This window comes from Segetibacter sp., assembly GCF_025963695.1.
GTDB lineage: Bacteria > Bacteroidota > Bacteroidia > Chitinophagales > Chitinophagaceae > Segetibacter.
Genome location: NZ_JAOQAH010000101.1, coordinates 13,267 through 37,224, shown reverse-complemented (window position 1 = coordinate 37,224; position 23,958 = coordinate 13,267). Strand labels below are relative to the sequence as shown.

Below are 23,958 nucleotides of genomic sequence, written 5' to 3'. Positions count from 1 at the left end.
TAAGAGAAGTGAAGGCAATATATACTGCAGTGTATAGTAACATAAATACTACTCGTAGGTAGATTAAAACAAGCTACATATATCATTGCCATTTTAACTGGCTATTATATAAGCAAGCCACGCCATAACATAAGCAAGAAAGGTCATATAGACCAGTTGAATAATGGGCCACTTCCACGTTTTAGTTTCTCTTTTAACTACGGCTAGTGTACTCATACATTGCATGGCCAAAACATAAAACACCATAAGGCTAATGCCTGTGGCCAGTGTATACACTTTAGTTCCATTTGGACGTGCGGCTAATTGCATCTTTTGCCTTAAGGAAGTGTCTTCATTGTCTTCGCCTACACTGTATAATGTTGCCATGGTGCCCACAAAAACTTCCCGGGCTGCTATCGATGTAACTAAGGCTATCCCTATTTTCCAATCATAACCAAGTGGTGCAATTGCAGGTTCGATAGCCCTACCCATCACACCTGCATAACTGTTTTCAAGCTTTTCTGAACGATATTCTTTTTCCAGGGTTACCTTATCTGTATTCGGCTGTTGCCGCAGCTTTTCATACCTGGCATTTAGATTATTCATTTGGTTCGAAGGTCCATAGCTGCTCAGGAACCATAAAAGCAGGCTAATTACCATTATTACCTTTCCCGCATCCCGAACGAAAATCCTTGCTTTTTCAATCATGGTTACCCCTACATTCTTCCAGCGGGGAGCGTGATAAGTAGGAAGTTCTAATATAAAAAAGCTTTTTTCCTGTATTTTAATAATCCATTTAAAAACATAGCTTACAACAAGTGCCATGACTACGCCTAGTATATAAAGTCCCATCATAACCAAGCCCTGCAAACTTAAAAAACCAAGAAAATAATGGTTTGGAATAACAAGGCTAATAAGGATGGTGTACACGGGAAGGCGGGCACTACAACTCATTAATGGAGTTACAAGTATGGTGAGTAATCTTTCCTTTCGGTTCTCTATGTTACGAGTACTCATGATAGCGGGCACTGCACATGCAAAACCGCTAATCATCGGCATTACACTTTTACCATTGAGACCCACTTTTCGCATTAGTTTATCGCTAAGGAAACTTATGCGCGCCATATAACCTGTATCCTCTAATATGGTTACCAGGCCAAAAAGAATCATTATCTGGGGAATAAAAACCAGAATTCCACTTAGTCCAGCTATAATTCCATTTATAATCAAGTCGCTCCACCAACCCGAAGTAATGGCTCCACTCAACCAACCGCTAACCGATGCGAATATCCACTCAATTGCATTCATTGGATATTCTGCAAGCCAAAAAATACTTTGAAATAAAAGGAAGAGAACCGATAGCAAAATAACATAGCCCCAGGTGCGGTGCAATAACAAGTTGTCAAGCTTTTCAGTAAACAACTTACGTTGAAGTGGGTCGTCTTCAACCACGCTCTGCTGCATAATCTGCCTTATCCGCCCGTATCGCTGCAAGATCTCTTCGGCCTGCAGCCGGGTGGAATTAAAGTTATTTACCGCTTCTATCTTTTCTATTTTGTCGTGAACTTCCGCAGTAAGCGGAAAGCTTTCATGGTTAATAAGGTAATGCACAGCGGCATAATCAGGTAGTGCAGGGAAAATTTTTTGTACAGCATGTACAGCATTTTCGGCCAATGCCTTAATACCAATAAAGTCGCGGGAAGAAGGCTTGTGTTGCTGCCTTGCTATTTGTAACAGTACCTTCTTTAATTGCGGCAGGCCTTTGTTCTTTCTTGGGTTAATAGAAACAACGGGAACTCCTAATTCTCTTTCCAACTCTTCAAGATCTATACTAATACCTTTCCTTGCTGCAAGATCTACCATCGTTAGCGCTACAACTACCGGTATTTTAAGATCTATCATTTGCGAGCAAAAAAGCAGGTTACGCTTTAAATTACTTGCATCTGCAACAAGTACTACCATATCTGGCTTTACATGTTCATCCACATGCATCAAGACTTTGTACGAGACCCATTCGTCGGCTCTCCGCGGATAAAGGCTATAAGTACCTGGAAGATCAATAATATTAGCAGTAAAGCCCGGCTCAAGTGTAGCTGTTCCGGTTTTCTTATCAACTGTAACTCCCGGAAAGTTTCCGACTTTTTGATTTAAGCCTGTTAAACCATTAAATAAGGAAGATTTACCACTATTAGGATTTCCAACGAGAGCTATATGAAGAGAGGTATTAGACATTTATTAGCCCTCAAAAATAAATTGTGCAGGGGACACGCAATTACGACTTTGGGAGATTTAACTAATTCAAAAAGAACTTTCACTTTTCTTACCAGTATTTTAAGATGTCTTAAGGGTGCTTTAACCCGGCAAGTATTTTAAAGTGCTCTGATAAAAGATGTCGGAAAACTTTCTGACTCATCTTAAACTTCCAATTTAAGACCTAGTCTTACTCCTTATCTTAAAAATTTTTTTTCTGTTTTTGCTATCAACTCCGTTTTTGGCACGGTTGTGGTTTTTGGGCTAACAAAACCGAAAGTATGAAAAAAACAATATTTGTATTACCACTTTGCTTATTCTTTGCTTTTTGTAGCAGTTCAAGAAAAGCAGTTACACCGGCAGGACCTGGAATTTCTAATGTAAATGTAAGCCGGGGAGATACAATGACTAGCGCAGCAAAAGCTTCTGCCTCCTTTACTCCAGCTGATCGCGACTGGGCTTATAGAGCTAATAAAGACACTAGTCTGAATGGAACCTGGAGATTAGACGGTATGCTTGCTTCGAATGGTAGCTGGAGCAGTACTTCCACATGGTACCAGGACACTTCAGCTGCAGCTATGACTGACACAGCACTGGCTTCTACGACAACAGGTACAGATGCAACGATGACCGGCACTTCCGGTACTGGCGGCACCTCTGCAAAGGCAAGAGCAAGAGCCAGAAATAACAGGAGGAATGCACTTTATGATACGGCGAAGGCGCGTTTAAAAATGGATTATAAATCAACCTCTACTTTAGATACAACTGTTCAACCTTTTCAATATTGGAAGCGTATGCCTTCTTTAACTATAAATGCTGCAAGGCAAGTATTTACCGGAACAACCGGTTGCAACAGCATGAGCGGAAGCTTTAACTTCAGCAACAAAGACATTCAGTTTGGAAGAAATATTGTTACGTCGAAAATGGCTTGCAACGAATACGATGAAACAGCATTTTTAGCTGCATTGAAGAAAGCTGATAATTATAGTTTAACCGGCAACATGCTTGAAATAAGACAAGGCAATACTTTATTGCTAACATTTAGAAAATCTTAGTACTATTTATATAAGCAAAAAAGCCGGCAACAAAAATTGCTGGCTTTTTTGCTTATATCGTTTTAACCCTTGTCGTGACTTTGCCAATTTTTAGAGGCTTTTATTCATTAAATCAAATAATACTTTTTTATCAGCGTCTGTAATAACTGCTGAGGTGTCTTGCAAAAAATGTCTTTTAAAAGCCTTAGTTGCCGCAATTGAATCCCTCACATCATAGCCAATAATTCGTAAAGCATTTGTATTGCTAAGATTTTCGGGTACGCTAATACTTGCCGTATCACCGAACCACAATCCGTAGCCTCGCCCGGCAAGTGTTTTCCAGGGAAAGTAGATATTGGGATCTACTTTACGTGTCGGAGCAATATCTGCATGTCCAATAAAGTTTGCGGTTGGTATCGCATATTTTCTTTTTAAGGTATCGAGCAATTGAAGTAAGCTATTAATCTGTAGCGTAGTGAAAGTCTCAAAACCGTTATTATCCAGCTCAATCCCTATTGACGCGGAATTTACATCTGTTAGGTTTCCCCATTTTCCAGCGCCTGCATGCCATGCCCTTAAGTAATCATTAAGCATGTGTTGAACTACGCCTTCTTTACAAATAACATAATGGGCGCTTACCTGGGTTTGTGGAAGGGTAAATGTTTTGTAAGTTTCATTACAGCTATTTTGAGCCGTGTGATGAATAATTACATAATTAGGCTTGCGCATATTAAAATTAGTTGTTCCTACCCAGGCAGGGGTTATGGCTTCACTAACAGCAAATACAGCAGGTTGCTGCCGGATTGTTTTTGCATAATCTTTTGCCTGCTTTTTATACCTTTTATTAGAAGCGTGATAGGGAGGACGACTGCAACTAATCGCCAGAAAGAATAAGGCGGATAACAGGAATAAAAGAAAGCGATTCGACATATATTTTTATTGCAATGTACATTAAAGAAGAAATGCTTTTGGAAGACCGAACTTTTAAATCTGACTCGAGTGAACATCGAAATTGCATCGTTAATGGACGGAGTTGAGACTTATAAGTAGAGATGGAAGCTGATTAAAGTATTTTAAGCAACAAGTGGAAAAAGATGAATAATGTTATTGCAGTAAAACGGAGCGCCGCAAGAATGTAAAATAGTTGTACGAATGGTGGCCTACAAGAAATACTACATCACGAAATAACAGGCGATTGTTTGGCATAAGGCACCGATAATTAAACCCCAATAAATTTCGTAAGGATGATGGTCTGAAACAATGAGTCGTGATGTACAAACAACTCCGGCAACAATGGTAGCAATAGCGATGGGAACGGTTATTGCCTCAGCCGACACTACTCCGAGCAATATCATAAAAGTGGCAGCACCGCCGACCCCGATTGCATGCATACTTATTTTAAAATAGTTGTTTGCCATTAGTGCTGCACTTGCAGCGAGAAAAGTTCCAAGAAAGAAAAAGGTCATAATCCCCGGGCTACCAGGCATATTTTTACTTACGTAATAGGCCCAGAAGAAATAAGTGATAGAGGCTACATACGGAATGATTCTTTCTTTTTGGGTGCGCAGGTAAATTGAATTAGCAAATTTTAGCCGCCACAATAGAAATACGGTTAATGCCGGAAAGAAGGCCGTAATAGAAAATACAAAAGCAAGGGTTAATAATTTTTGTTTATCATCGTACCGTGCGAATGCATAAGGATAGAAGTAAATAAGATACCCAGCAACGTAGAGAGATATAAACAATGGGTGAAAAAGGTACGAAAAGAAGTTCGCCAGTACTTTTAAACCTTTGGGCTGAGTGAGCGGATAAACTTGCTGTTGTTGAAGTGGCGGCGCGTCTTGAAAGTTTTGCATTTACAGTTGCTTCCTCAACCGGGCAACCGGCAGGTTTAATTGTTCACGATATTTTGCAACAGTGCGGCGTGCAATATTGTATCCTTTTTCCTGCAACATATCTGTTAGCTGTTCGTCGCTTAAAGGTTTACGTTTGTCCTCTGCTTCTATCAGGTTACTTAAGATTTTTTTTACTTCTCGTGTACTTACTTCTTCACCGCTATCGGTACTTAACGATTCGCTGAAGAAAAATTTAAGGCGGTAAGTTCCAAACTCCGTTTGTACAAATTTGCTGTTAGCCACCCGGCTTACTGTACTGATGTCAAGCCCGGTCATCTCTGCAATGTCTTTTAAGATCATTGGCTTTAGCGTTGTTTCATCACCTGTCAGGAAAAATTCCTTCTGGTAATTCATAATACTCGACATGGTTCCAATTAGCGTTTGCTGACGCTGTTTGATCATGTCGATAAACCACTTTGCAGAATCTATCTTTTGCTTAATGAAAAGCACTGCTTCTTTTTGACGCTTGTCTTTTTTGCTGCCTTTCTCATAATCTTTAATCATATCTCTATACCCTTCACTAATGCGGAGATCCGGTGCATTTTTACTGTTAAGGGTTAGTTCGAGAACGCCATTATTATTAAATATGAAAAAGTCGGGAACAACATAGCTTTCAGCTTTATTTACAAAGCCAATGTTTCCGCCCGGTTTAGGATTAAGTTTGATTATTTGGTTAATAACATCTTTTAACTGTTGGTCGGTAAGACTAAGACCGCGTTGAATTTTCTCGTAGTGTTTTTTAGTAAACTCATCAAAGTACTTTTCTAACACCTGCATCGCCAATTCAACTTCTTTCCCTTCGCCAACTTTGCGTTTCAGTTGCAGTATAAGGCATTCTTTAAGATCGCGGGCACAAATGCCGGGAGGATCAAATTGTTGAATTTGTTTTATCAGCCCTTCAATCTCACCCTCAGAAGAAAGAATATTTTGACGAAAAGCAAGGTCGTCGGAGATGGAAGACATTTCCCTTCTCAAGTAACCATCATCATCAATGCTTCCTACAATCTGCTCTGCAATTTTTTGGGTTCTTTCATCCAGTTCCATCATCCCGAGCTGGTTCAGCAAGACTTCATGAAACGAAGTTTCTACCCTTATGGGGATCACTTTTCCCTCATCCATTTCAGGGTAGTTCTCATCGCGCAACTTATAATCGCCTACTTCGTCATCCCCTTCATGTACGTAATCACTTAAATCTATATTATCGTACTCGTCTGTGCTCCCCTCTGAATCGTACTCTTCTTCTGAATCGCTTTTAAAATCATCTCCCTCTTCAAAATCGTCATGACCGTCTTCACCTACTTCTAAAGCAGGGTTTTCCTCCAGTTCTTCCTTAATCCGCTCTTCAAGATTGGCAGTAGGAACCTGGAGCAGTTTCATTAACTGAATCTGCTGAGGCGATAACTTTTGTAAAAGCTTTTGTTGTAATGATTGACTTAATGACATTATATTCCTCTAAGTTTCCAGGTAGATCTAAGTGTGCGCAAAAATCGCAAATTAGATGTTTCAGTTTTGCCAAAATCTTGTGCTTTTGCCTTAACAAACGCTTTCAACATTTCGAGGTAAATTTACAACCAATTCAGTAAGCATGAGAAGTTGCGTTATTTGTTTGTTTATTAATTTATTTGTATGCTTTACATCAAACGGTCAAACTGTTTCACAAATTGCCTCTGGCAATAAAGGGAGGCTTACTGCAAGCCCTTTACTTGTTCGTTCATCCTTAGCCAAGCTTACTGACACTTCGAATTCTTTTGAAGGGCGCTCCGCGCCTTTTTATTTTATGGCTTCAAATTATTATACCAGCGCCCTTGGCTTTTTTTGCAGGAAAGAATTTCAACTCGAAAAGGCTATAAAACTTCCTCTACGCGTAAGGTTAGGAAGTTTAGAGTACACTGATAGAATGGAAGGTAAAGGATCTAAACCCTACAGCCCTTTTATAAAAAGGAGCGCTTTTTAATTTAGTATTTAAAGGATGTAATTTGAATGGATATGTTACTATGAATGGCTACAAGCTTCATCAAATTGAAAGTAAATAGACGACTTTGAAATAATAGTATCCGGAGAAAGTAAGTGACTCTTAATCCTACAAAACTTCTGCACCGGTATTAGCCAACGCCTTCTTTATTGAAGCCACCATTTTTTCTCCTTTTTCTTTTAACTGATCTTCCGTCCATAGCAAACTTATTGCGGTTGATATACACCTGCTCATAATAGCATCACTAGCAGGAAAAGTTTGCGTTGCATAAGACCGTAGCTTCTCAGTAATTTCATGCCCCTGCCTGTTCAAAAAATCAGCGCTTTTCAAGTGGTCCCATTTACTAATGTAATGCCAGTTGTTTTTATACCAATAAAAGTTTCCTGCTAAAATTCCCTGTGCTTTCATTTCTTCAACAAACGCCACAGTAATTTCTTCGGTAGGAAGGAACCAACTTAAAAAAGTACAGCTATCACCAGAGGGATCGGGAACCGAGCGGAAGGAAACTTCAGGTACTTGAGAGATGATTTGCTTTAGCAGAGTACAATTCTTCTTTTGTATAGCTAATATCTGGTCCACCTTCTTTATCTGGGCGAGCCCCACCGCTGCATGCAGTTCGCTTATCCTATAATTATATCCGATGAATGGATGCAAGTCGGCACCCCGATCAGCACCACCCAGGTGATCATGACCATGATCGGTATAGCCATCACACTTATTGTAAATATCTTCGTTATTGGTCATTACTACCCCGCCTTCGCCACACGTCATTGTTTTTACGAAATCAAAACTAAAGGTTCCGGCGTCGCCGATTGTTCCCAACATCTTGCCTTTATAACTGCCTCCGATACTTTGACATGCATCTTCGAGTAATAGCAGATCATGCTGCTCGCAAATATTTTTTAAAGCATCAAGATCGGCCATGCTACCGCACATGTGTACAGGCATTATACACTTTGTTTTTGGGGTAATGGCAGATTTTACTGCCCCGGGGTTTAATGTAAGGGTATCATCTACATCAACTAAAACAGGTATTGCACCCACACTTAGCACTGCCTCGAAACTTGCCACAAAAGTAAAAGTCGGCATTATTACTTCATCGCCATGACCGATGCCCAGCGCTGCCATTGCTGTTGTAAGGGCAGCCGTACCACTACTGGTTAGTTGGGCATATCGGCTACCAAACTTTGTACAGATTTCTTGTTCAAGTTCCTTTGCTTTCCAAACTCCTTTTCTCGGCCCATCAAACCCATACCGCATTAAAATTCCTGTGTCTAAAACGTCATTAACCTCTTTTCTTTCTTCCTCTCCCCATAACTCGAAGCCTGGCATATGATATAATTTGAATTGTTGTAAAAATGAATAGTAAAGGTAGAAGTTTTTGCAGGTCTTAGAGCTGATGTATTATAGTTCGTATAATACCAAATAGAGGAAACTATACTTCATACTTGCTTTTTTATTTTATTGAAAGTTTATCCTTCAGGTCGTACGATTGTTCGATATATTTTTTTTAATCATTTTTGTTCATTCTAACATCATCAATCAAGACCCCTTATGCTTTGCCACATAAGGGCCCATGGTAACAGCAAAGGAAATACTTGTACCGCCGGATACAAAGAAAGCCAGGATGTAAAGGCAGTCTATGATTTCATAAAGACAAAAAGCGAGAGAAACTAATTGTTTGCGGTATTCCTTCGGGCGCTACTGCCATTACCAAAGCCAAGACTGATTACCAAGACACTCATCGAACAAAAGTTATATTGGAAATGCTATTTGCTACCTTAACAGATGCTGTAAAAGAAAGGTTACGAATAATGCACTTACCGGCACTACTACTGGCTACACTGCTTACTTGTAAGGGAGGTGCGGCACAAAGACTCTAGGCTTTTAGTCATGAACCGGCAGCGTATGCTAAAACTACAGGTGTTCCTGTTTTGTTGTGTGGTTTAAAAATGATAAAAGGGTAAGCGAAACCGAAACAAGAGAAATTTATAACCTTCTTCCAAGAAAAGTGGGTTGCTATATATACTAACGGCGGCCATCAAAGCCTCGCTAAGAATCAGCCGGAGAAATGCAGCGAAACATAAGCGAATTCTCAAATAATCAGTAAAATTTATTGTGCTTAGGAGTTAAGCGTTACTTTCTAATAGTTACTCTTGTACCAACAGGTATCATCGAATAAAGTTGTTTCACATGTTCGTTCTTCAAGCTTATGCAACCTTCCGTCCAATTCTGGTATTGATCAATTGCATAATCTTCGTGGGGCCATGTACCATGAATGCCAATTCCTCCGCCTTGTACTGCATTTCGTGGTATCACGCCTTGCCTCTTGCGCATGTTAAATTTTTGAATGTCAGCAGGCGTAGGAAAGTCTAATCCTATATACCTACACCATTTTGCATGCACTCTTTTGCTAACAATAGTAAAGGTACCTTCAGGCGTTTTCCTGTCTCCCTGCACCAATTTATCCCCCTGGTCTTTGTTACCAAGAACAACCGGAAATGTAATTAACCATCCTTCAGCGTCATAGACATTCAACTCATAATCGCTTTTATCAATAACGATGTAAAAAGCACTTTTACTATATATGGGGCGATAAAATGAAGTATTGCTAAAAAAAATTAAACTAAGAACAAGAATTAGGGAGGTGCGTTTCATTAGGATCTGCTGCTTATTTTTATATTCCAACGGAAAAATAAGAAGAAACATTTTACCTCTATTCCCCTTTCACAAAAGTTTAAACCTTATAAAAACTGATTTCTTAAATTAATACCTGTAGTATCAGTGAAGTGTGTTAAAAAAATTGTAGAAACGGAATCAAAGCACCTGTAACTAATCTCATTACTTTGATTCTCTACTGCTACAATATTTAGCTTTAAAAGAAGAAATCAGAATGATTTTTAGAAGAAGGTAAAATGGTGAAAAAAGAGCTGGAAATTAAAAGTGCAAGCAATCGTTAAAGGCCGACCAGCTCTATCTTCACCAGGAACAACCTAGCTAACAACCGTTAGTTTGTTAAGAGGTTGTAAAGATGAAGTATTTTTTGGATCAAAAAAATTTTTTTAAAAATTAATTTGAAGGGTGGTTTTATAGGAGAAGACATCGTTTTAAAGTCTTAAAAAAAAGGAGCAGCGTGTCTAAGAATGCACAACGAATGAGCTGGTGGATGTAAGAGCTTCAAGTAAATTTTCACTTAACTCTCCAACTATCCACCTGGTAGTGTGTCCTTACGTAATACCCAAAGCTGCACCTGTAGTATTTACGAAATGGAGTACTAAACATAGCCATCGTTTCTACTATTAAAATCGCCGGCAACTCCCAAACTGCAGCTGCGTTAACCGTTTTTTGAAAATCTTCTGCACTTGTTGCCCTCTTTAGGATTACACCTACCGAAAGCCCTTGGCCTATCCCGCTAAACCACTTCTATAAGTCCCGGGTTGTAAAAGTGTTTTATAAAAAAGGTGAGTTGCTCATCACGCAAATCTTTCTGACCGGTTTGCATAATAAATAAGCTTTACTATTTTCTGTTCCCTACCAGTCCTTCCATGAGCGAGGTGACAACTGAAAGTAATAAACTAAATAACAATGCACTCCACCATCCGTCTACTTTAAAGCCTGGCACTAAATCAGATGCCCACTTTATAATAAGTACATTAATAACAATTAGAAAAAGTCCAAGGGTCAATAGTGTTATAGGTAAAGTCAGTATAATGAGTATCGGTTTTATAAAATTATTTAGCAACGCAAGAACAATAGCAAGAATAATTGCAGTTTGAATACTGTTGATATAAACACCCCTTAGCAAGTAAGATGCTAGTAAGGAAGCAATTGCTGTAATAAGTACTTTAGTTAAAAATCTTGATAGCATTAAGGAGTTTTGAGTACTAATGGGTGTTACTTTAATAAAACTATAATAAGTTTTGGCGGATGGGTATGAATCTAAATTAAGTAAGAACACAAGAGCACCAATCTACAAGTTGACTTTTCCAAAATAAAAAAGAATTTTTAACATACTTTAACTTTTTTCTGTATCATTGGTGTCTAAACAATTAGAGGGTCAAGCATACCCATAGACTTGCGAAGATTGCGGCTTCTCCCTCGACAAGATTCCTAAATTATCTCTTTTAAAAGTCCAAAAGACATTGTCGTATCTTATATATCACTTTTAATCGATGCCTTTTATTCTGTTTACTTTTTTTATTACCTGATTATCTAATCATTAAAACATCCTCTTTTACTTGTATTAAAATGAAGTATTCCGCCTTGTCTGCACTTATCTCTAGCAGAGTTCTAAAAACACCAATTATAACTTGACCATTAAATCAACGACCAAAACATGAGAAAAGCACGTGAACTCCGAAGAATGGCAATAACTATTAAAGGGTTGCTGGTTCTTAAACTAACCGCTGTTTTATTATTTAGCACTTATAACGACATAAGTGCGAGGGAAAAAGGAAAAGAGAAAGTAGTAGCTTCTCCCCTGGCTGTAATTCCGGTAAAAGGAAACGTAAAAGATGACAAAGGTATTCCCCTTGCAGGTGTATCTGTTTCAATAGTCGGTCAAAAAGGTGGCGTTAGTACAGATAATAATGGTAACTATTCCCTCTCCGTTTCAGAAACTGCCGAAGTAACTTTTAGCTTTGTAGGATTTAAGACAATTACTGTTCCTGTTCAGGGTAAGACAAGGATTGATATTACATTAAGCGCAGAAGCCTCGTCGCTTGATGACGTAGTTGTTGTAGGTTTTGGTACACAGAAAAAAGTGACAGTAACCGGAGCAATCTCCACAATAACTACCAAAGAGCTAAGACAAAGTCCTACTACTAACTTGTCTAACGCTCTTGCCGGAAGAATGCCTGGATTAATGGCAAATCAGTTTAGCGGCGGAGAGCCGGGCGTTGATCAAAGTGAAATCTTTATTCGTGGCGCCTCCACTTATAACACAGGTAATAGCGCACAAAGACCTATTGTAATGGTTGATGGTATAGAGCGGGATTTCCAATATTTGAACCCGGAAGAGGTGGAGTCATTATCTATTTTAAAGGATGCTTCTGCAACTGCAGTCTATGGAGTTAGAGGAGCTAATGGCGTAATCTTAGTTACTACGCGAAGAGGAAGAAACATGGAAAAAGCGAATGTTACGTTTAAAGCCGCAAGCGGTATTTCTTCGCCTGTAAGGTTTCCGCAATACCTTGGATCTGCAGACTACGCAACACTGTACAATGAAGCGAGGCTGAATGACAATCCAAATACCTCCTCAGCACTTTTCACACCTGGACAGATAGAGAATTATAGAAAAGCAGTAGGAGACAACTCAGACGGACTTGGTTACAACACCAACCTTTTTGATTATGCCTTCAAACCTAGCATGCAGCAAGATTATAGCTTAACTATTCAGGGTGGTACAAAAACCGCCAAGTACTTTATTTTAGGCGGTTATATGAATCAAAACGGAAACTATAAACACACTGATGTTGGGCCTAACAATACGAATGCAGTCTTTAAGAGGTATAACTTCAGATCCAATATAGATATCAACATTACAGATAATTTTTATGCAAGAATGAGTCTTGGCGGTCGAATTCAGAATAGGATTGCCCCTGGAACTACTGCTGCCAGAATTGTAAACATTGCGAATACTCAGCCCTCTATCTATCCTGTTATTAACGAAAACAATGATAATGTTGCAAACAGGTCTCATATAGCCAAACATCCTGAAGGGCTACTTTTCGGAACACAATTATACAGATATAATATTCTTGGTGAGTTGGCTTACTCAGGCTTTATTAATGAATACAAGACCTTTATGGATGGAAGTTTTGCATTGGGTCACAAGCTTGATTTTATAACCAAGGGATTAGTATTTGATTTGCAATTTTCGTATGACAACCAAGCTGGAAATACGGTGGATAGAACCATACCTCATGAATCTGAGGGTTACCGGGAATATGGTGGCTATGCTACTTTTTACCCCCAGGTCGGAGTTGATGTTTACATGAACGGAGGGCACTACAATGGTGCTTATGCTTCACCTCGTCGTATTGCAAATAACACGATGAATAATGGCTTTGATGCACGTACTCCACAACCTCAACGTAAAAACAATATTCAGGGTTCCTTAAACTATGCCCGCTCTTTCGGAGTTCATAACGTTACCGCATTGGTATTAGGTACTCAAACAAAGCGCATATTTCAAAACGATGTTCCTTTTGCAAGCCAGGGATTGGCCTTTAGAACAACTTATAACTACGCCGAGAAATACTTGTTTGAAATAAATGCAGCTTATAATGGTTCTGAGAATTTTGCCAAAGGCCGTAGATATGGTCTTTTTCCAGCGGTGGCGGTTGGCTGGGTCGCCACTAATGAGGATTTCATGAAAAAGTATAAGTTTATCGATTATTTAAAAGTAAGAGGATCTTACGGGCTTGTAGGAAGCGATCAATTACCGGGAAACAGATTCGGATATCTCCAGTTTTTTAATACCAATGGTGATTCCTATAATTTCGGTATGGATTTGAATTCGGGCGTTCCCGCAAACGTGCTCGAGGGTAATCTTGCCAATCCAAACTTAACCTGGGAGAAAGCAAGAAAATCAAATTTGGGTTTCGAGATAAGAACACTAAAAAACAAGTTTAGTATCACGGCGGATATTTTCTACGAGCATCGTTACGACATTCTAACCCAACCTGGAACCAATGGAACGAGAAACTTGTCGGCTGTTGTTGGCCAAAGCTCTCCGCAGCTAAATCTTGGGATAGTAAACAATAAAGGCTTCGAGCTTGAGGTTGGCTGGACTGATAAAATAGGAAGGAACTTCGGTTATTACATCAGACCCAACTTCTCATTTGCAAGAAATAAGATTATGTTTATTGATGAGGTACAACGTGTGGCACCAGATGGAAAATCTGTTGCTTATGCAAACCGTACGGGTAAACGTATAGGACAACAGTTTGTTTATGAATTCGATCACTTTGTTAGAGACCAGGCAGAAGCTGACAAATTAAATGCACAGGTTTATCAAAAATGGGGTAAAGTAATTCCGGGAGACGTGGTTTACAAAGATCAAAACGGAGATGGCCAGATTACAGACCAGGAAGACAGAATAGCAAAGGGAAATCCCCGCAATCCTGAGATCCAGTTTGGTGTACCAATGGGAGTTTCCTACAAAGGATTTGATATGAGCCTGTTATTTCAGGGCGCTACAAACACCAGCGTTCTGTTAATAGATGCCGCTTCCTATGACTTTCCAACATATGGCCAGGATATTATCGGAAGGGTAAAACCTTTTCATCTGGATCGTTGGACACCTGCCACAGCTGCGACAGCCACTTACCCGGCTTTACACTACGGGACTTATGTAAATAACAAAAATCCCAATAGTTCACTATTTCTTTCTGATGCCTCTTACATACGTCTAAAAAGCTTAGAGGTTGGATACTCTCTACCAAACAGCTTATTGAAAAGGGTTGGATTTTCAAAGACTCGCTTTTACGTGCAAGGGCTGAACCTTTTAACCTGGGACAAATTGAAAAAGTACGATGTTGACCCCGAAACTAATACAGGCGGAGACTGGTATCCTATACAGCGAGTAATAAACTTTGGTATGTACGTAACATTTTAATTAGAAAATTATGAAAATCACTAAATATCTTTCTTTAATAATCCTTCCGGCCGCTATCTTATTATTTAACTCCTGCTCGAAGTTTCTGGACAGGCAGCCCGACAATCAAATTAATGAACAGACGGCTTTTAGCAACTGGGACCAGGTAAATGGTGCAGCTAACCGGCTGTATAGAGACATGCGCGACCGCGACCGTGGAATTGTAGGACTTCAGGACTTTTCAATATCAGGAATAACCGATGAATGTAAAGGAACGCAGGTAGAACAAGCGATCCCCGACCAGTTCAACTTCGGAAGTTTTGGCCCTTCTATCGGAATGCCCAGTAAAGCAAACGGAATGTATTGGAACGATTTCTATACTTCCATCCGCAGAGCGAATGTATTTATTGCAGGGGTAGAAAAATATAAATCTCCAGACAACCCTCTTCAACCAGGCGACTTAAAAAATCGTGTTGCAGAAGTCCGTTTCATACGTGCATACCTTCACTTCCTCGCAACCCGGTGGTATGGCGATATTGTTTACATGGATCGTGTAGCAGATTTAGCCGGAGATGTTGCATTTGTTCGTGAACCATGGCCGAGCTTTCTTAAAAAAATTCTGGCAGACCTTGACTTTGCCATCGCAGAATTACCTGTGCGCCACTTGGATATAGAGTACGGAAGAGTTGATAAAGGTGCAGCAATGGCATTAAAGGCAATCATTCTTTACATGAATGCTAGCCCAATGTACAACGGTGGAAAGTTACCCGGTAATGACAGTCGTGCTGGCAAAGAAACATATAGTGCTTACGACGAAAATAAATGGAAACTAGCTGCTGATGCTGCGAAAGCTGTTATGGATCTTAAGAATAATGCAGCACCTCGTTACAGTCTTTACACGGGTAAAGGTTCTGACTTCCAGGCGGAAAGTAATAATAAGGTATATGCAAGAATTAAGCAGATTTACATTGACGGAGCTTCTTTGCAGAATGAGTACATTCTCATTATTACCAACAACAAGAACGAAGCTTGGCAAGGTGACCATATACCGCCATCATACGGAGGAGGTTCGCGTTTACAACCTTTACAAGAACAGGTTGACGAATATGAATTTGTTGGAAATGACGGTTTTGGATATGCAACATATGATCCACAGGCGAAAGCAAAGGGTTTTGATGAAAACCTGCCCTACGAAAAGCGCGACCCTCGTTTTTATTCTGATATAATGTATCATGGCGCAATGTATCAAAACAAAATTATTAATACGGCTACTGGTGCCGACAGAATTGGTGCCAGTAATGCTACTTCAACCGGCTATTACCTGCGCAAGTTTTATCACGAAGATTGGAAGCGTAGCGGTGGTTGGCAGTTACATTTTCCTGCTATTCGCTTACCGGAAATTCAATTAATATATGCTGAGGCAATAAACAAATTGAATGGAGGAAGCCCTGAGGCATATACTGTACTAAATAATTTACGTGCGCGTTCTTTCATGGCACCGGTTCCTCCAGGATTAAACCAGGCTGCACTTCATAAATACATTCAAAGGGAGCGCCGGGTAGAACACTTCTATGAGAACAAGCGATACTTCTATGCCCGTTGGAATTTAGAGCCAGATTCTCCTGAGGAACTTGCAAGGGAAGCGGCATACAAGTCGTCAACAATTCCGCCTTCGGTATGGCCTTACCCTAAAACACAAAGATATGCACATGGCATGCGGCCTGTTGCTGACCCTACAGGAACGTTCGACGTTCAGGGGGTAAAGTATAAAATGCAGCGCTTCAAATTAGAGGACAGAGTTTTTACTTCTAAAAATTACTATTTCCCCTTGGTTACAAGCGAAATAACAAATGCTCCAACTTTGTTACAGAGTCCAAATTGGTAAAAGATCTTGATGAAAATAAAGAAGCCCTCGTTGTAGTTGCAACGGGGGCTTCTCTATTTAATAGTATTCTGATCCATAACGGGTTTTACCTAAGCTCTAACTTCCAACTATATAAATCATCTCTTCTTTTCAATGTTCCTTTTCGAAGCAACAAATTAAACTTTATTGGGATCAGGGTGCTGCCAGCCCTTTCGGTAAGGCCGTTTTAAAAGTGCAGTCATTTCCGGATCTCCAACAACTATACGTTTTTTGGGATCGTACACTGCTGGTCTGCCTGTCTTCATAGATAAGTTAGCGAGAATACAACTAGCCGTTGAGATGTGTCCTTCTTCAATATCTGCTACCGGCCGGCCTTTTGTTTCAATAGCATGTAAGAAGTTAAGCATATGGCCTCTTGTTGCAGGTGCTGTATGAATTTCAATACCTGGCTCTGTGAGATCTTCGGGATATTTTTCTTTTTCGTACACCACATCTTTATGAATTTTCTCTCCTTTGCCGTCAGGAATGAAATTGTACTTATGAACATCGGCCTGCAGTGTTCCTTTGTCTCCATAAATCTTAAACGCCCATGGAAATTCAGGATCTGAAGCAGTGCCCCAGGTGCGGTGCTGCCAAATACAATTAAGGTCATCATATTCGAATAATACGGACTGAGTATCTGAAATATTCGACCTTGTTCCTTTATTTACATAAATACCCCCGGTCGAACTGACTCGTTTTGGCCACCCCAACCCAAGCATCCATCGTGTAGCATCAAACATGTGAATACACATATCCCCTACTATTCCGTTGCTATATTCCATGCGCGAACGCCATCCTCCCCTGTGAGGCAGACCAACATAAGGAAGCAATGGCGCTGGTCCGGCATACATTTCATAATCAAGAAAATCAGGAACAGGCTGTGTAGCAGGATTACCGTTGTTTCGCATGTGATAATAACAGCACATTTCTACATGAGACACTTTGCCTAACAGCCCCGCATCCACTATGTTTTTCTTTGCATCTATTAGGTGAGGCGTGCTTCTGCGTTGTGTACCTACCTGTACAACCCGGTTGTACTTGCGGGCTGCAGCCACCATTGCCTCTCCTTCAATCACATCTACACTGATTGGTTTTTGAACATATACGTGTGCTCCTGCTTTCATGGAGTCGATGGCGGTGAGCGCATGCCAATGGTCAGGCGTTCCAATCAATACAATATCTAATTGGTTTTCTGCAAGCATTTTTCGATAGTCGCTATACAAGCCCGGAACTTTGCCCGACTTCTGGCGCTGGCTTACCATTTTACCAGCCTCTGAAAGCTGGTTCTTGTCTACATCGCAAAGCGCCACAACATCTACCGGCGCAACCTGAATTAATTTAAACAAATCGCTTTTGCCATACCAGCCTGTTCCAATTAATGCTACCCGGTAAGTTTTACCAGGTGCATAAATGAAACCCATACCGCTGGAGGCAAGGGTGGTTAAGGCAATTGATGCAGCAGCACCTTTAAGAAATTGCCGCCTATGGTTATTAAAATTATTCATATGGTTCACTTTAGTATTACCGGAAAATTTTATTTCTAAAAGCTTTTAATTTATTGTTCTTGCTAACCCTAATAAATTGCGAATTTTGGCCCAATGACCAGCTAAAGACACTATCGATAATTCTGTAGCAAGATATTATTTCTTTCAATAGAAAAATTAGTCAAAAAAGGGCGGGTAGTATAAGTACCTAGCTTAGATACAGGAAACAATTATGCTTCTCTTTCGACAGGAAATAAAAAGCCACAAATACGTGAAAGTAAAAAGTAGAAGAGAGTGACTAAAGTACAAGAGTGCGACGCAACAAAGTTTAATAGTTAAAAGAATGCCAGGTCAAAAACAACTGCCTTTATTTCTTTAGCAGCTTTTTACTTCTTGTTTTAAATAAGCCGATACTTATGCAAGCGCTACTTGAAAATTTCGCCAGGCAATGTGCTGAGTCTTTAACGAATTGGTTAATCTTTTAAAAAAACGATTATCATCTTATGCAAATCATTCGCCACTTTTTGCATATTGCTGCTACTTTTGGAGAAGTCTATTCTATAATTTTTATCAATAACAATGTAATGAGGAATTTACTTGTACTTCTTACTTCTACTCTGATTAGCATTCACGTGTATTCTCAAGCCGGTATTGAAATACAACGCATCGATCCGGCGAACTGGTGGGTTGGAATGAAAAATCAAAACCTGCAGCTATTGGTGTACGGGCAAAACGTGGCCAACCTTTCTTACTCCATCAGTTATCCGGGGGTTAGGCTTATAAAGACAAGTAAAGCCGAAAACCCCAATTATATATTTCTTGATATTTCCATTGCTGCATCAGCAAAGCCAGGAACATGTAACATTGTTGGAAAGTCAGGAACAAGAACGCTCAGCCGGCCTTATGTGCTGAAAGCACGGGAGAACAAAGCCAGGGGAACGGGAGTTACATCAGCAGATTTTATTTACCTGCTGATGCCCGATCGTTTTGCAAATGGTGATACCACTAATGACAAGTTCGTTGATATGGCTGATACCAGCGCCGACGCGAACAACCCGGTTTTACGACATGGTGGCGATTTAAAAGGCATTTCGGATCATCTTGATTATTTGCAGGAATTAGGGGTTACCGCCGTTTGGCCAACCCCGGTGGTTGAAAACGACGAGCAACTTAAACAGGAAGCGCCCGACCGAATGCAGGCAGGTTACCACGGGTATCATTTTACAGACCATTATAAAGTTGATCGTCGCTTTGGTGGAAATGATGGTTACATACAGTTTTCGAAATCATTGCATCAACGAGGTATGAAGCTGGTACAGGATGCAGTATACAACCACGTTAGCGACGATCATTGGATGTATAAAGATCCTCCGTCAAAAGACTGGTTTAATAACTGGCCCGTGTACACGGGCACCACTCACAAAGAACAAGCGCTGGCTGATCCACATGGGGCAGAGGCAGATCGAAAATTGCTGGTAGATGGCTGGTTTACATCCTTCCTTCCAGATTTAAACCTTCGAAATCCTTACCTCGCAAATTATTTAATTCAACACGCTATCTGGTCTACTGAAATGTTTGATGTAGATGCGTGGCGAATTGATACCTACAAGTACAATGATCCTGCTTTTATGAATCGTTGCAACCAGGCGTTACTGACCGAGTATCCGAACATGCACATCTTTGGCGAAACGGTTGCTTCTAATCCTTATGCGCTATCGTATTTTGTAAAAAGCAATGTCAACTTTCCATTTAAGAGTAATCTTCCCGGCACTCTCGATTTTCCGTTAAACTATGCAATTGTAGACGCGTTGAAGCAAAAGTTTGGTTGGGATGAAGGGGTGAGTAAATTATACCAGACATTGGCGCAAGACCGCCTTTATGCAGATCCGATGAAACTCGTTACATCACTTGATAATCACGATATGGATCGTTTTTTATCAATGATCGGGGAGGATTTTGAAAAGTATAAAATAGGGGTGACCTGGCTTTTAACCGTACGTGGCATTCCATCGTGGTATTATGGTACCGAAATTTTGATGAAGAATACAAGAAACCCAAGTGATGCGGAAGTACGCAGAAATTTTCCGGGTGGATTTCCGGGAGATAAGGATAATAAATTTACCAGCAGGGGTAGAAGTAAAAAGGAAAATGAAGCCTTTGATTACGTTAAAAAACTGGCTAATTACCGAAAAAATACGCCGGCCTTACACTCAGGAAAGCTAATGCAATATGTGCCAAACGAAGGAGTGTATGTGTATTTTAGATACGATAACAATAAAACCATTATGGTTGCCACTAATACAAACGATAAAGAAACCAGGTTAGAAACAGCCAGGTTCAGCGAGCGAATAAAAGGCTACAATGGGGCTCGTAATGCGATAACCGGAGAAACAATTCTTAATTTATCTCTACTTAACCTGCCCGGTAAAACAGCACTCGTGCTCGAACTAACAAAGTAAATTTATAGTGATTGCTAAAAAAAGAGAAATTAGTTTACAAGCAGTACACCCTTTTTAAGCATCGTTGTGTCACACTCTTGTACACTATATTTTATGGCAGCGTTCTCAAAGACCCTCAGAATTATAGTGTAACGCCTTTTGCAAAAAAAGTTTTGAATTTCCCAAATACAGCACTAATTGCATTAAAAATTAAGAACCCCTATAATTTTAAATAATATAGTTTTGCACTCCTTTTTATAAGTAGTATGATACAATACGATCGCTTTGTTTTAGACAATGGTTTAAGGGTAATTGTGCATGAAGATCACAGTACGCCAATGGCAGTAGTAGATGTTATGTACGATGTAGGCGCAAGAGACGAGAACCCCGAAAAAACGGGCTTTGCTCATTTGTTCGAACACCTCATGTTTGGCGGCAGCATTAATATAAAAGATTATGACGAGCCGTTGCAAATGGCAGGCGGAGAAAATAATGCTTATACAACCAACGACCTCACAAACTATTATATACAAGTACCGGCCCAAAATCTGGAAACTGCTTTTTGGCTTGAGAGTGATAGAATGCTAAGCCTTGCCTTTAGCGAAAAAAGTCTTAACGTGCAACGAAAAGTAGTGTGCGAAGAATTTAAGGAACATTATATTAACAAACCTTACGGCGATGTATGGCATAAACTCAGAGAATTGTCATACAAAAAACATCCTTACCGGTGGATGACTATTGGTCAAAATCTCAGTCATGTTGAAAATGCAAGACTGGTAGATGTAAAAGAATTCTTCTTCAAACATTATCGTCCTGTTAATGCCATCCTGGTTGTTTCAGGACACGTAACGCTGGATGAAGTAAAACGGCTGTCAGAAAAATGGTTTGGACCAATCCCAATGGGAGATAAGTATCTGCGCAACTTACCACAGGAACCTACACAATCTGAAGCTCGTTTTTTGGATGTGGAAGCCGATGTTCCGTTAGATGCTTTTTTCAAAACATGGCACATGGCATCAAGGTTAGAAAAAGGGTATTACGCAGCCGATCTTTTAAGCGATATATTAAGCGGGGGAGGTTCTTCAAGATTGTACCAGGCTTTAGTGAAAGAAAAGCAAGTCTTTAGCAATATTGACTGCCACCACATGGGCAGCGTTGACACAGGCTTGCTGGTAATAGAAGGAAAGCTGGTTAAAGGAATAAAAATGGAAGACGCAGAAAAAGCTGTGCAGGAAGAAGTGGAGAAAATAAAAGGTGAACTGGTAGATGAAAGTGAGCTAGAGAAGGTTAAGAACAAAACAGAAAGTATGATAGCGTTTGAAGATATGTCTGTCATGAACCGTGCAAACAGCCTTGCCACTTACGAATTGTTAGGTGATGCAGAAATGATGAATACAGAACTTGAACGCTACAGAGAAATAACGGTTGAAGATATAAAAGAGGTGGCTAACCAAGTATTTGAAGAAAGCAATAGCAATACGATGCGTTACTTCAGTAAGAATTAATTGGTAAGTTTTAAAAAAACACCTTCTATGCTTACATAAGAACAGGTTATAGAAAGCATCCAAAAATAAGCCCGAGGACAGCTTTGAAGATATAGAGGTTTTATTAGAAAGGCTGGTAATACCTGATAAAATTAATAAAGGCATTTAACAAGCGGATAAAGGAGAACTAGTCTCGATGGAAGAAATTATGAAAGAATGGTAGTTTCTTTTGCCTGTCAAGCAAAAGCAGACATTCAAGAAATTAAAAAATATATTTTTTTCAACTCCCCGTTACAAGCCAAAAGAGTTACTAAAAAATCATTGTTAAATACAAAAAATATCGAAATACCCTGAAGTAGGAAAACCTGTTATAATCACTAAAAAGGTTATCGTAAGACAAATACTGGTTTTTAAATACACGATTTTTTATCGGGTACCAGAGGATGAAATAGAAATTCTATCCATCTATCATAGTTCCCGCCTCATAGAAAACAATCCGGGATTACAGAGGTTTTTTTGAAGAAGAATAAATATGTTAAATAGAAAAAAAGCTCCCGAAATAAAAGATGCTGTAGAATTCAATCTTCAGCTTAAGCCAAGTGAACAATTTACACTGGATAACGGAGTACCTGTGTACAGCATAAATGCAGGAGCACAGGATGTTACAATGATCGAACTGGTTTTTTATGCAGGCAATTGGTACGAAGACCAAAACATTGTGGCCGGCACTACCAACTTTTTATTAAAAAACGGTACATCAAAAAGGTCTGCTTTTGAGATAAACGATCATTTCGAATATTATGGGGCATACTTAAATCGCAACTGTTACAACGAAACTTCCAACATTACGCTTCATTGCTTAAACAAACATTTAAAGCAGGTTTTGCCGGTTGTGGAAGAACTAATTACAGATTCAATCTTTCCCGAAGAAGAATTGGCAATTTACAAACAAAATCAAATTCAGCGATTGAAGGTAAGTTTGCAGAAATGCGATTTTGTTGCCAACCGCTTTATTGATGAATACTTATTTGGGTTTGATCATCCTTACGGCCGTTACACTTCTATTCCGGATTTTAATGCGCTTACACGCGAGCAGATCGTCAAATTCTATAGCGACCATTATGTAAATGGTCAATGCATAATTTTTGTTGCCGGCAATTTGTCGTCCGATATATTCCAGCAGTTAAACGCTGTTTTTGGTCATTTACCCTTAAATAAAAAATTTCCAGCCCAAAAGTCCTTCATAGTTCATTCGGCAAGTCAAAAAAAGCATCGTGTAACCAACGACGAAAATGGGGTGCAGGGAGCTATTCGTATTGCACGTCCCTTTCCTAACCGTCGACATCCTGACTTTATGAAAGCCCAGGTTTTAAATAATGTTTTTGGAGGTTTCTTTGGATCGAGGTTGATGGGCAATATTCGCGAAGACAAAGGATATACTTACGGAATTCATAGTTATTTTCAGAACCATGTAGCAGATAGCGCCTGGATGGTTAGCACTGAGGCTGGCAGGGATGTATGCGAAGCAACTATCACAGAAGTGTACAAGGAAATGCAGTTGCTGCGTGATGAACCTGTAAATGAAGAGGAATTGTTACTTGTCAGGAATTATATGATCGGAAGTATTTTAGGCGACCTTGATGGTCCGTTTCAAATTATTAACCGTTGGAAAAACTACGTGCTGAATGGTTTAGATGAAACCTACTTTTATGACTCAATCAATACCATCAAAGCAATTACAGCCGAAGAAATCCAGGAACTTGCTCAAAAGTACCTGGTTCCAGAGGAGTTTTATGAGCTGGTTGTTATCTAATTCCTGAAAATATTATTAGTTATATTTAAAGCGGCTCGATGCCGCTTTTTTATTAAAAGCTTTTTAAAAATACATACCTTACTAGTCACGCTTTCCCTTAGAA

Annotated in this window: 15 protein-coding genes; 7 read left to right on the top strand and 8 right to left on the bottom strand. The window is 39.7% G+C overall.

The window, feature by feature from the left end; all coding sequences use genetic code 11:
• Positions 1 to 93: 93 nt before the first annotated feature.
• Entirely contained in the window at positions 94 to 2,211 is a 2,118-nt protein-coding gene (feoB, locus tag JWR87_RS18475; protein WP_297823023.1) for a ferrous iron transport protein B, read from the bottom strand.
• Positions 2,212 to 2,510: 299 nt separating this feature from the next.
• Between feoB and JWR87_RS18470 the strand changes: the two genes are divergently transcribed.
• Positions 2,511 to 3,284, top strand: a complete 774-nt coding sequence (locus JWR87_RS18470) for an META domain-containing protein (RefSeq protein ID WP_297823021.1) — start codon at positions 2,511 to 2,513, stop codon at positions 3,282 to 3,284.
• A gap of 90 nt (positions 3,285 to 3,374) precedes the next feature.
• On the opposite strand, the gene JWR87_RS18465 is transcribed toward JWR87_RS18470, so the two are convergent.
• The 6 genes from JWR87_RS18465 to JWR87_RS18440 all read right to left on the bottom strand — a co-directional run bounded on the left by JWR87_RS18465 (position 3,375) and on the right by JWR87_RS18440 (position 10,998).
• Complete coding sequence (locus JWR87_RS18465) at positions 3,375 to 4,193, bottom strand: N-acetylmuramoyl-L-alanine amidase (RefSeq protein WP_297823018.1); 819 nt, start codon at positions 4,191 to 4,193, stop codon at positions 3,375 to 3,377.
• Between the two features lie 242 nt (positions 4,194 to 4,435).
• A complete protein-coding gene (locus JWR87_RS18460) occupies positions 4,436 to 5,119 on the bottom strand; it encodes a hypothetical protein (RefSeq protein ID WP_297823016.1) in 684 nt (227 codons plus the stop codon).
• Positions 5,120 to 6,601 (bottom strand): RNA polymerase factor sigma-54, encoded by a 1,482-nt coding sequence (gene rpoN, locus JWR87_RS18455; protein ID WP_297823014.1) that lies wholly within the window; start codon positions 6,599 to 6,601, stop codon positions 5,120 to 5,122. It abuts the gene before it with no gap.
• Positions 6,602 to 7,238: 637 nt separating this feature from the next.
• Entirely contained in the window at positions 7,239 to 8,462 is a 1,224-nt protein-coding gene (locus tag JWR87_RS18450) for a DegT/DnrJ/EryC1/StrS family aminotransferase (RefSeq protein ID WP_297823012.1), read from the bottom strand.
• Positions 8,463 to 9,266: 804 nt separating this feature from the next.
• Positions 9,267 to 9,788: a L,D-transpeptidase gene (locus JWR87_RS18445; RefSeq protein WP_297823009.1), complete on the bottom strand. Its 522-nt coding sequence runs from the start codon at positions 9,786 to 9,788 to the stop codon at positions 9,267 to 9,269.
• A gap of 859 nt (positions 9,789 to 10,647) precedes the next feature.
• Entirely contained in the window at positions 10,648 to 10,998 is a 351-nt protein-coding gene (locus JWR87_RS18440; RefSeq protein WP_297823007.1) for a phage holin family protein, read from the bottom strand.
• Between the two features lie 468 nt (positions 10,999 to 11,466).
• Between JWR87_RS18440 and JWR87_RS18435 the strand changes: the two genes are divergently transcribed.
• A complete protein-coding gene (locus tag JWR87_RS18435) occupies positions 11,467 to 14,751 on the top strand; it encodes a TonB-dependent receptor (protein ID WP_297823005.1) in 3,285 nt (1,094 codons plus the stop codon).
• A 10-nt stretch (positions 14,752 to 14,761) separates the two neighbouring features.
• Positions 14,762 to 16,615, top strand: a complete 1,854-nt coding sequence (locus JWR87_RS18430; RefSeq protein WP_297823003.1) for a RagB/SusD family nutrient uptake outer membrane protein — start codon at positions 14,762 to 14,764, stop codon at positions 16,613 to 16,615.
• A gap of 155 nt (positions 16,616 to 16,770) precedes the next feature.
• On the opposite strand, the gene JWR87_RS18425 is transcribed toward JWR87_RS18430, so the two are convergent.
• Positions 16,771 to 18,141 (bottom strand): Gfo/Idh/MocA family oxidoreductase, encoded by a 1,371-nt coding sequence (locus JWR87_RS18425; RefSeq protein WP_297823000.1) that lies wholly within the window; start codon positions 18,139 to 18,141, stop codon positions 16,771 to 16,773.
• 482 nt (positions 18,142 to 18,623) lie between these two features.
• Between JWR87_RS18425 and JWR87_RS18420 the strand changes: the two genes are divergently transcribed.
• The 4 genes from JWR87_RS18420 (at position 18,624) to JWR87_RS18410 (ending at position 23,855) form a co-directional block, all read left to right on the top strand.
• Positions 18,624 to 20,579 carry a glycoside hydrolase family 13 protein gene (locus JWR87_RS18420; protein WP_297822998.1) on the top strand — a complete coding sequence of 652 codons (1,956 nt, stop codon included), beginning with the start codon at positions 18,624 to 18,626 and terminating at the stop codon, positions 20,577 to 20,579.
• Between the two features lie 245 nt (positions 20,580 to 20,824).
• Complete coding sequence (locus JWR87_RS18415; protein WP_297822996.1) at positions 20,825 to 22,063, top strand: pitrilysin family protein; 1,239 nt, start codon at positions 20,825 to 20,827, stop codon at positions 22,061 to 22,063.
• 307 nt (positions 22,064 to 22,370) lie between these two features.
• Positions 22,371 to 22,562, top strand: coding sequence for a type II toxin-antitoxin system RelE/ParE family toxin (locus tag JWR87_RS20325; RefSeq protein ID WP_366090989.1), 192 nt, complete (start codon positions 22,371 to 22,373; stop codon positions 22,560 to 22,562).
• 12 nt (positions 22,563 to 22,574) lie between these two features.
• Complete coding sequence (locus tag JWR87_RS18410) at positions 22,575 to 23,855, top strand: pitrilysin family protein (protein ID WP_297822994.1); 1,281 nt, start codon at positions 22,575 to 22,577, stop codon at positions 23,853 to 23,855.
• The last annotated feature ends 103 nt before the right edge of the window (positions 23,856 to 23,958 follow it).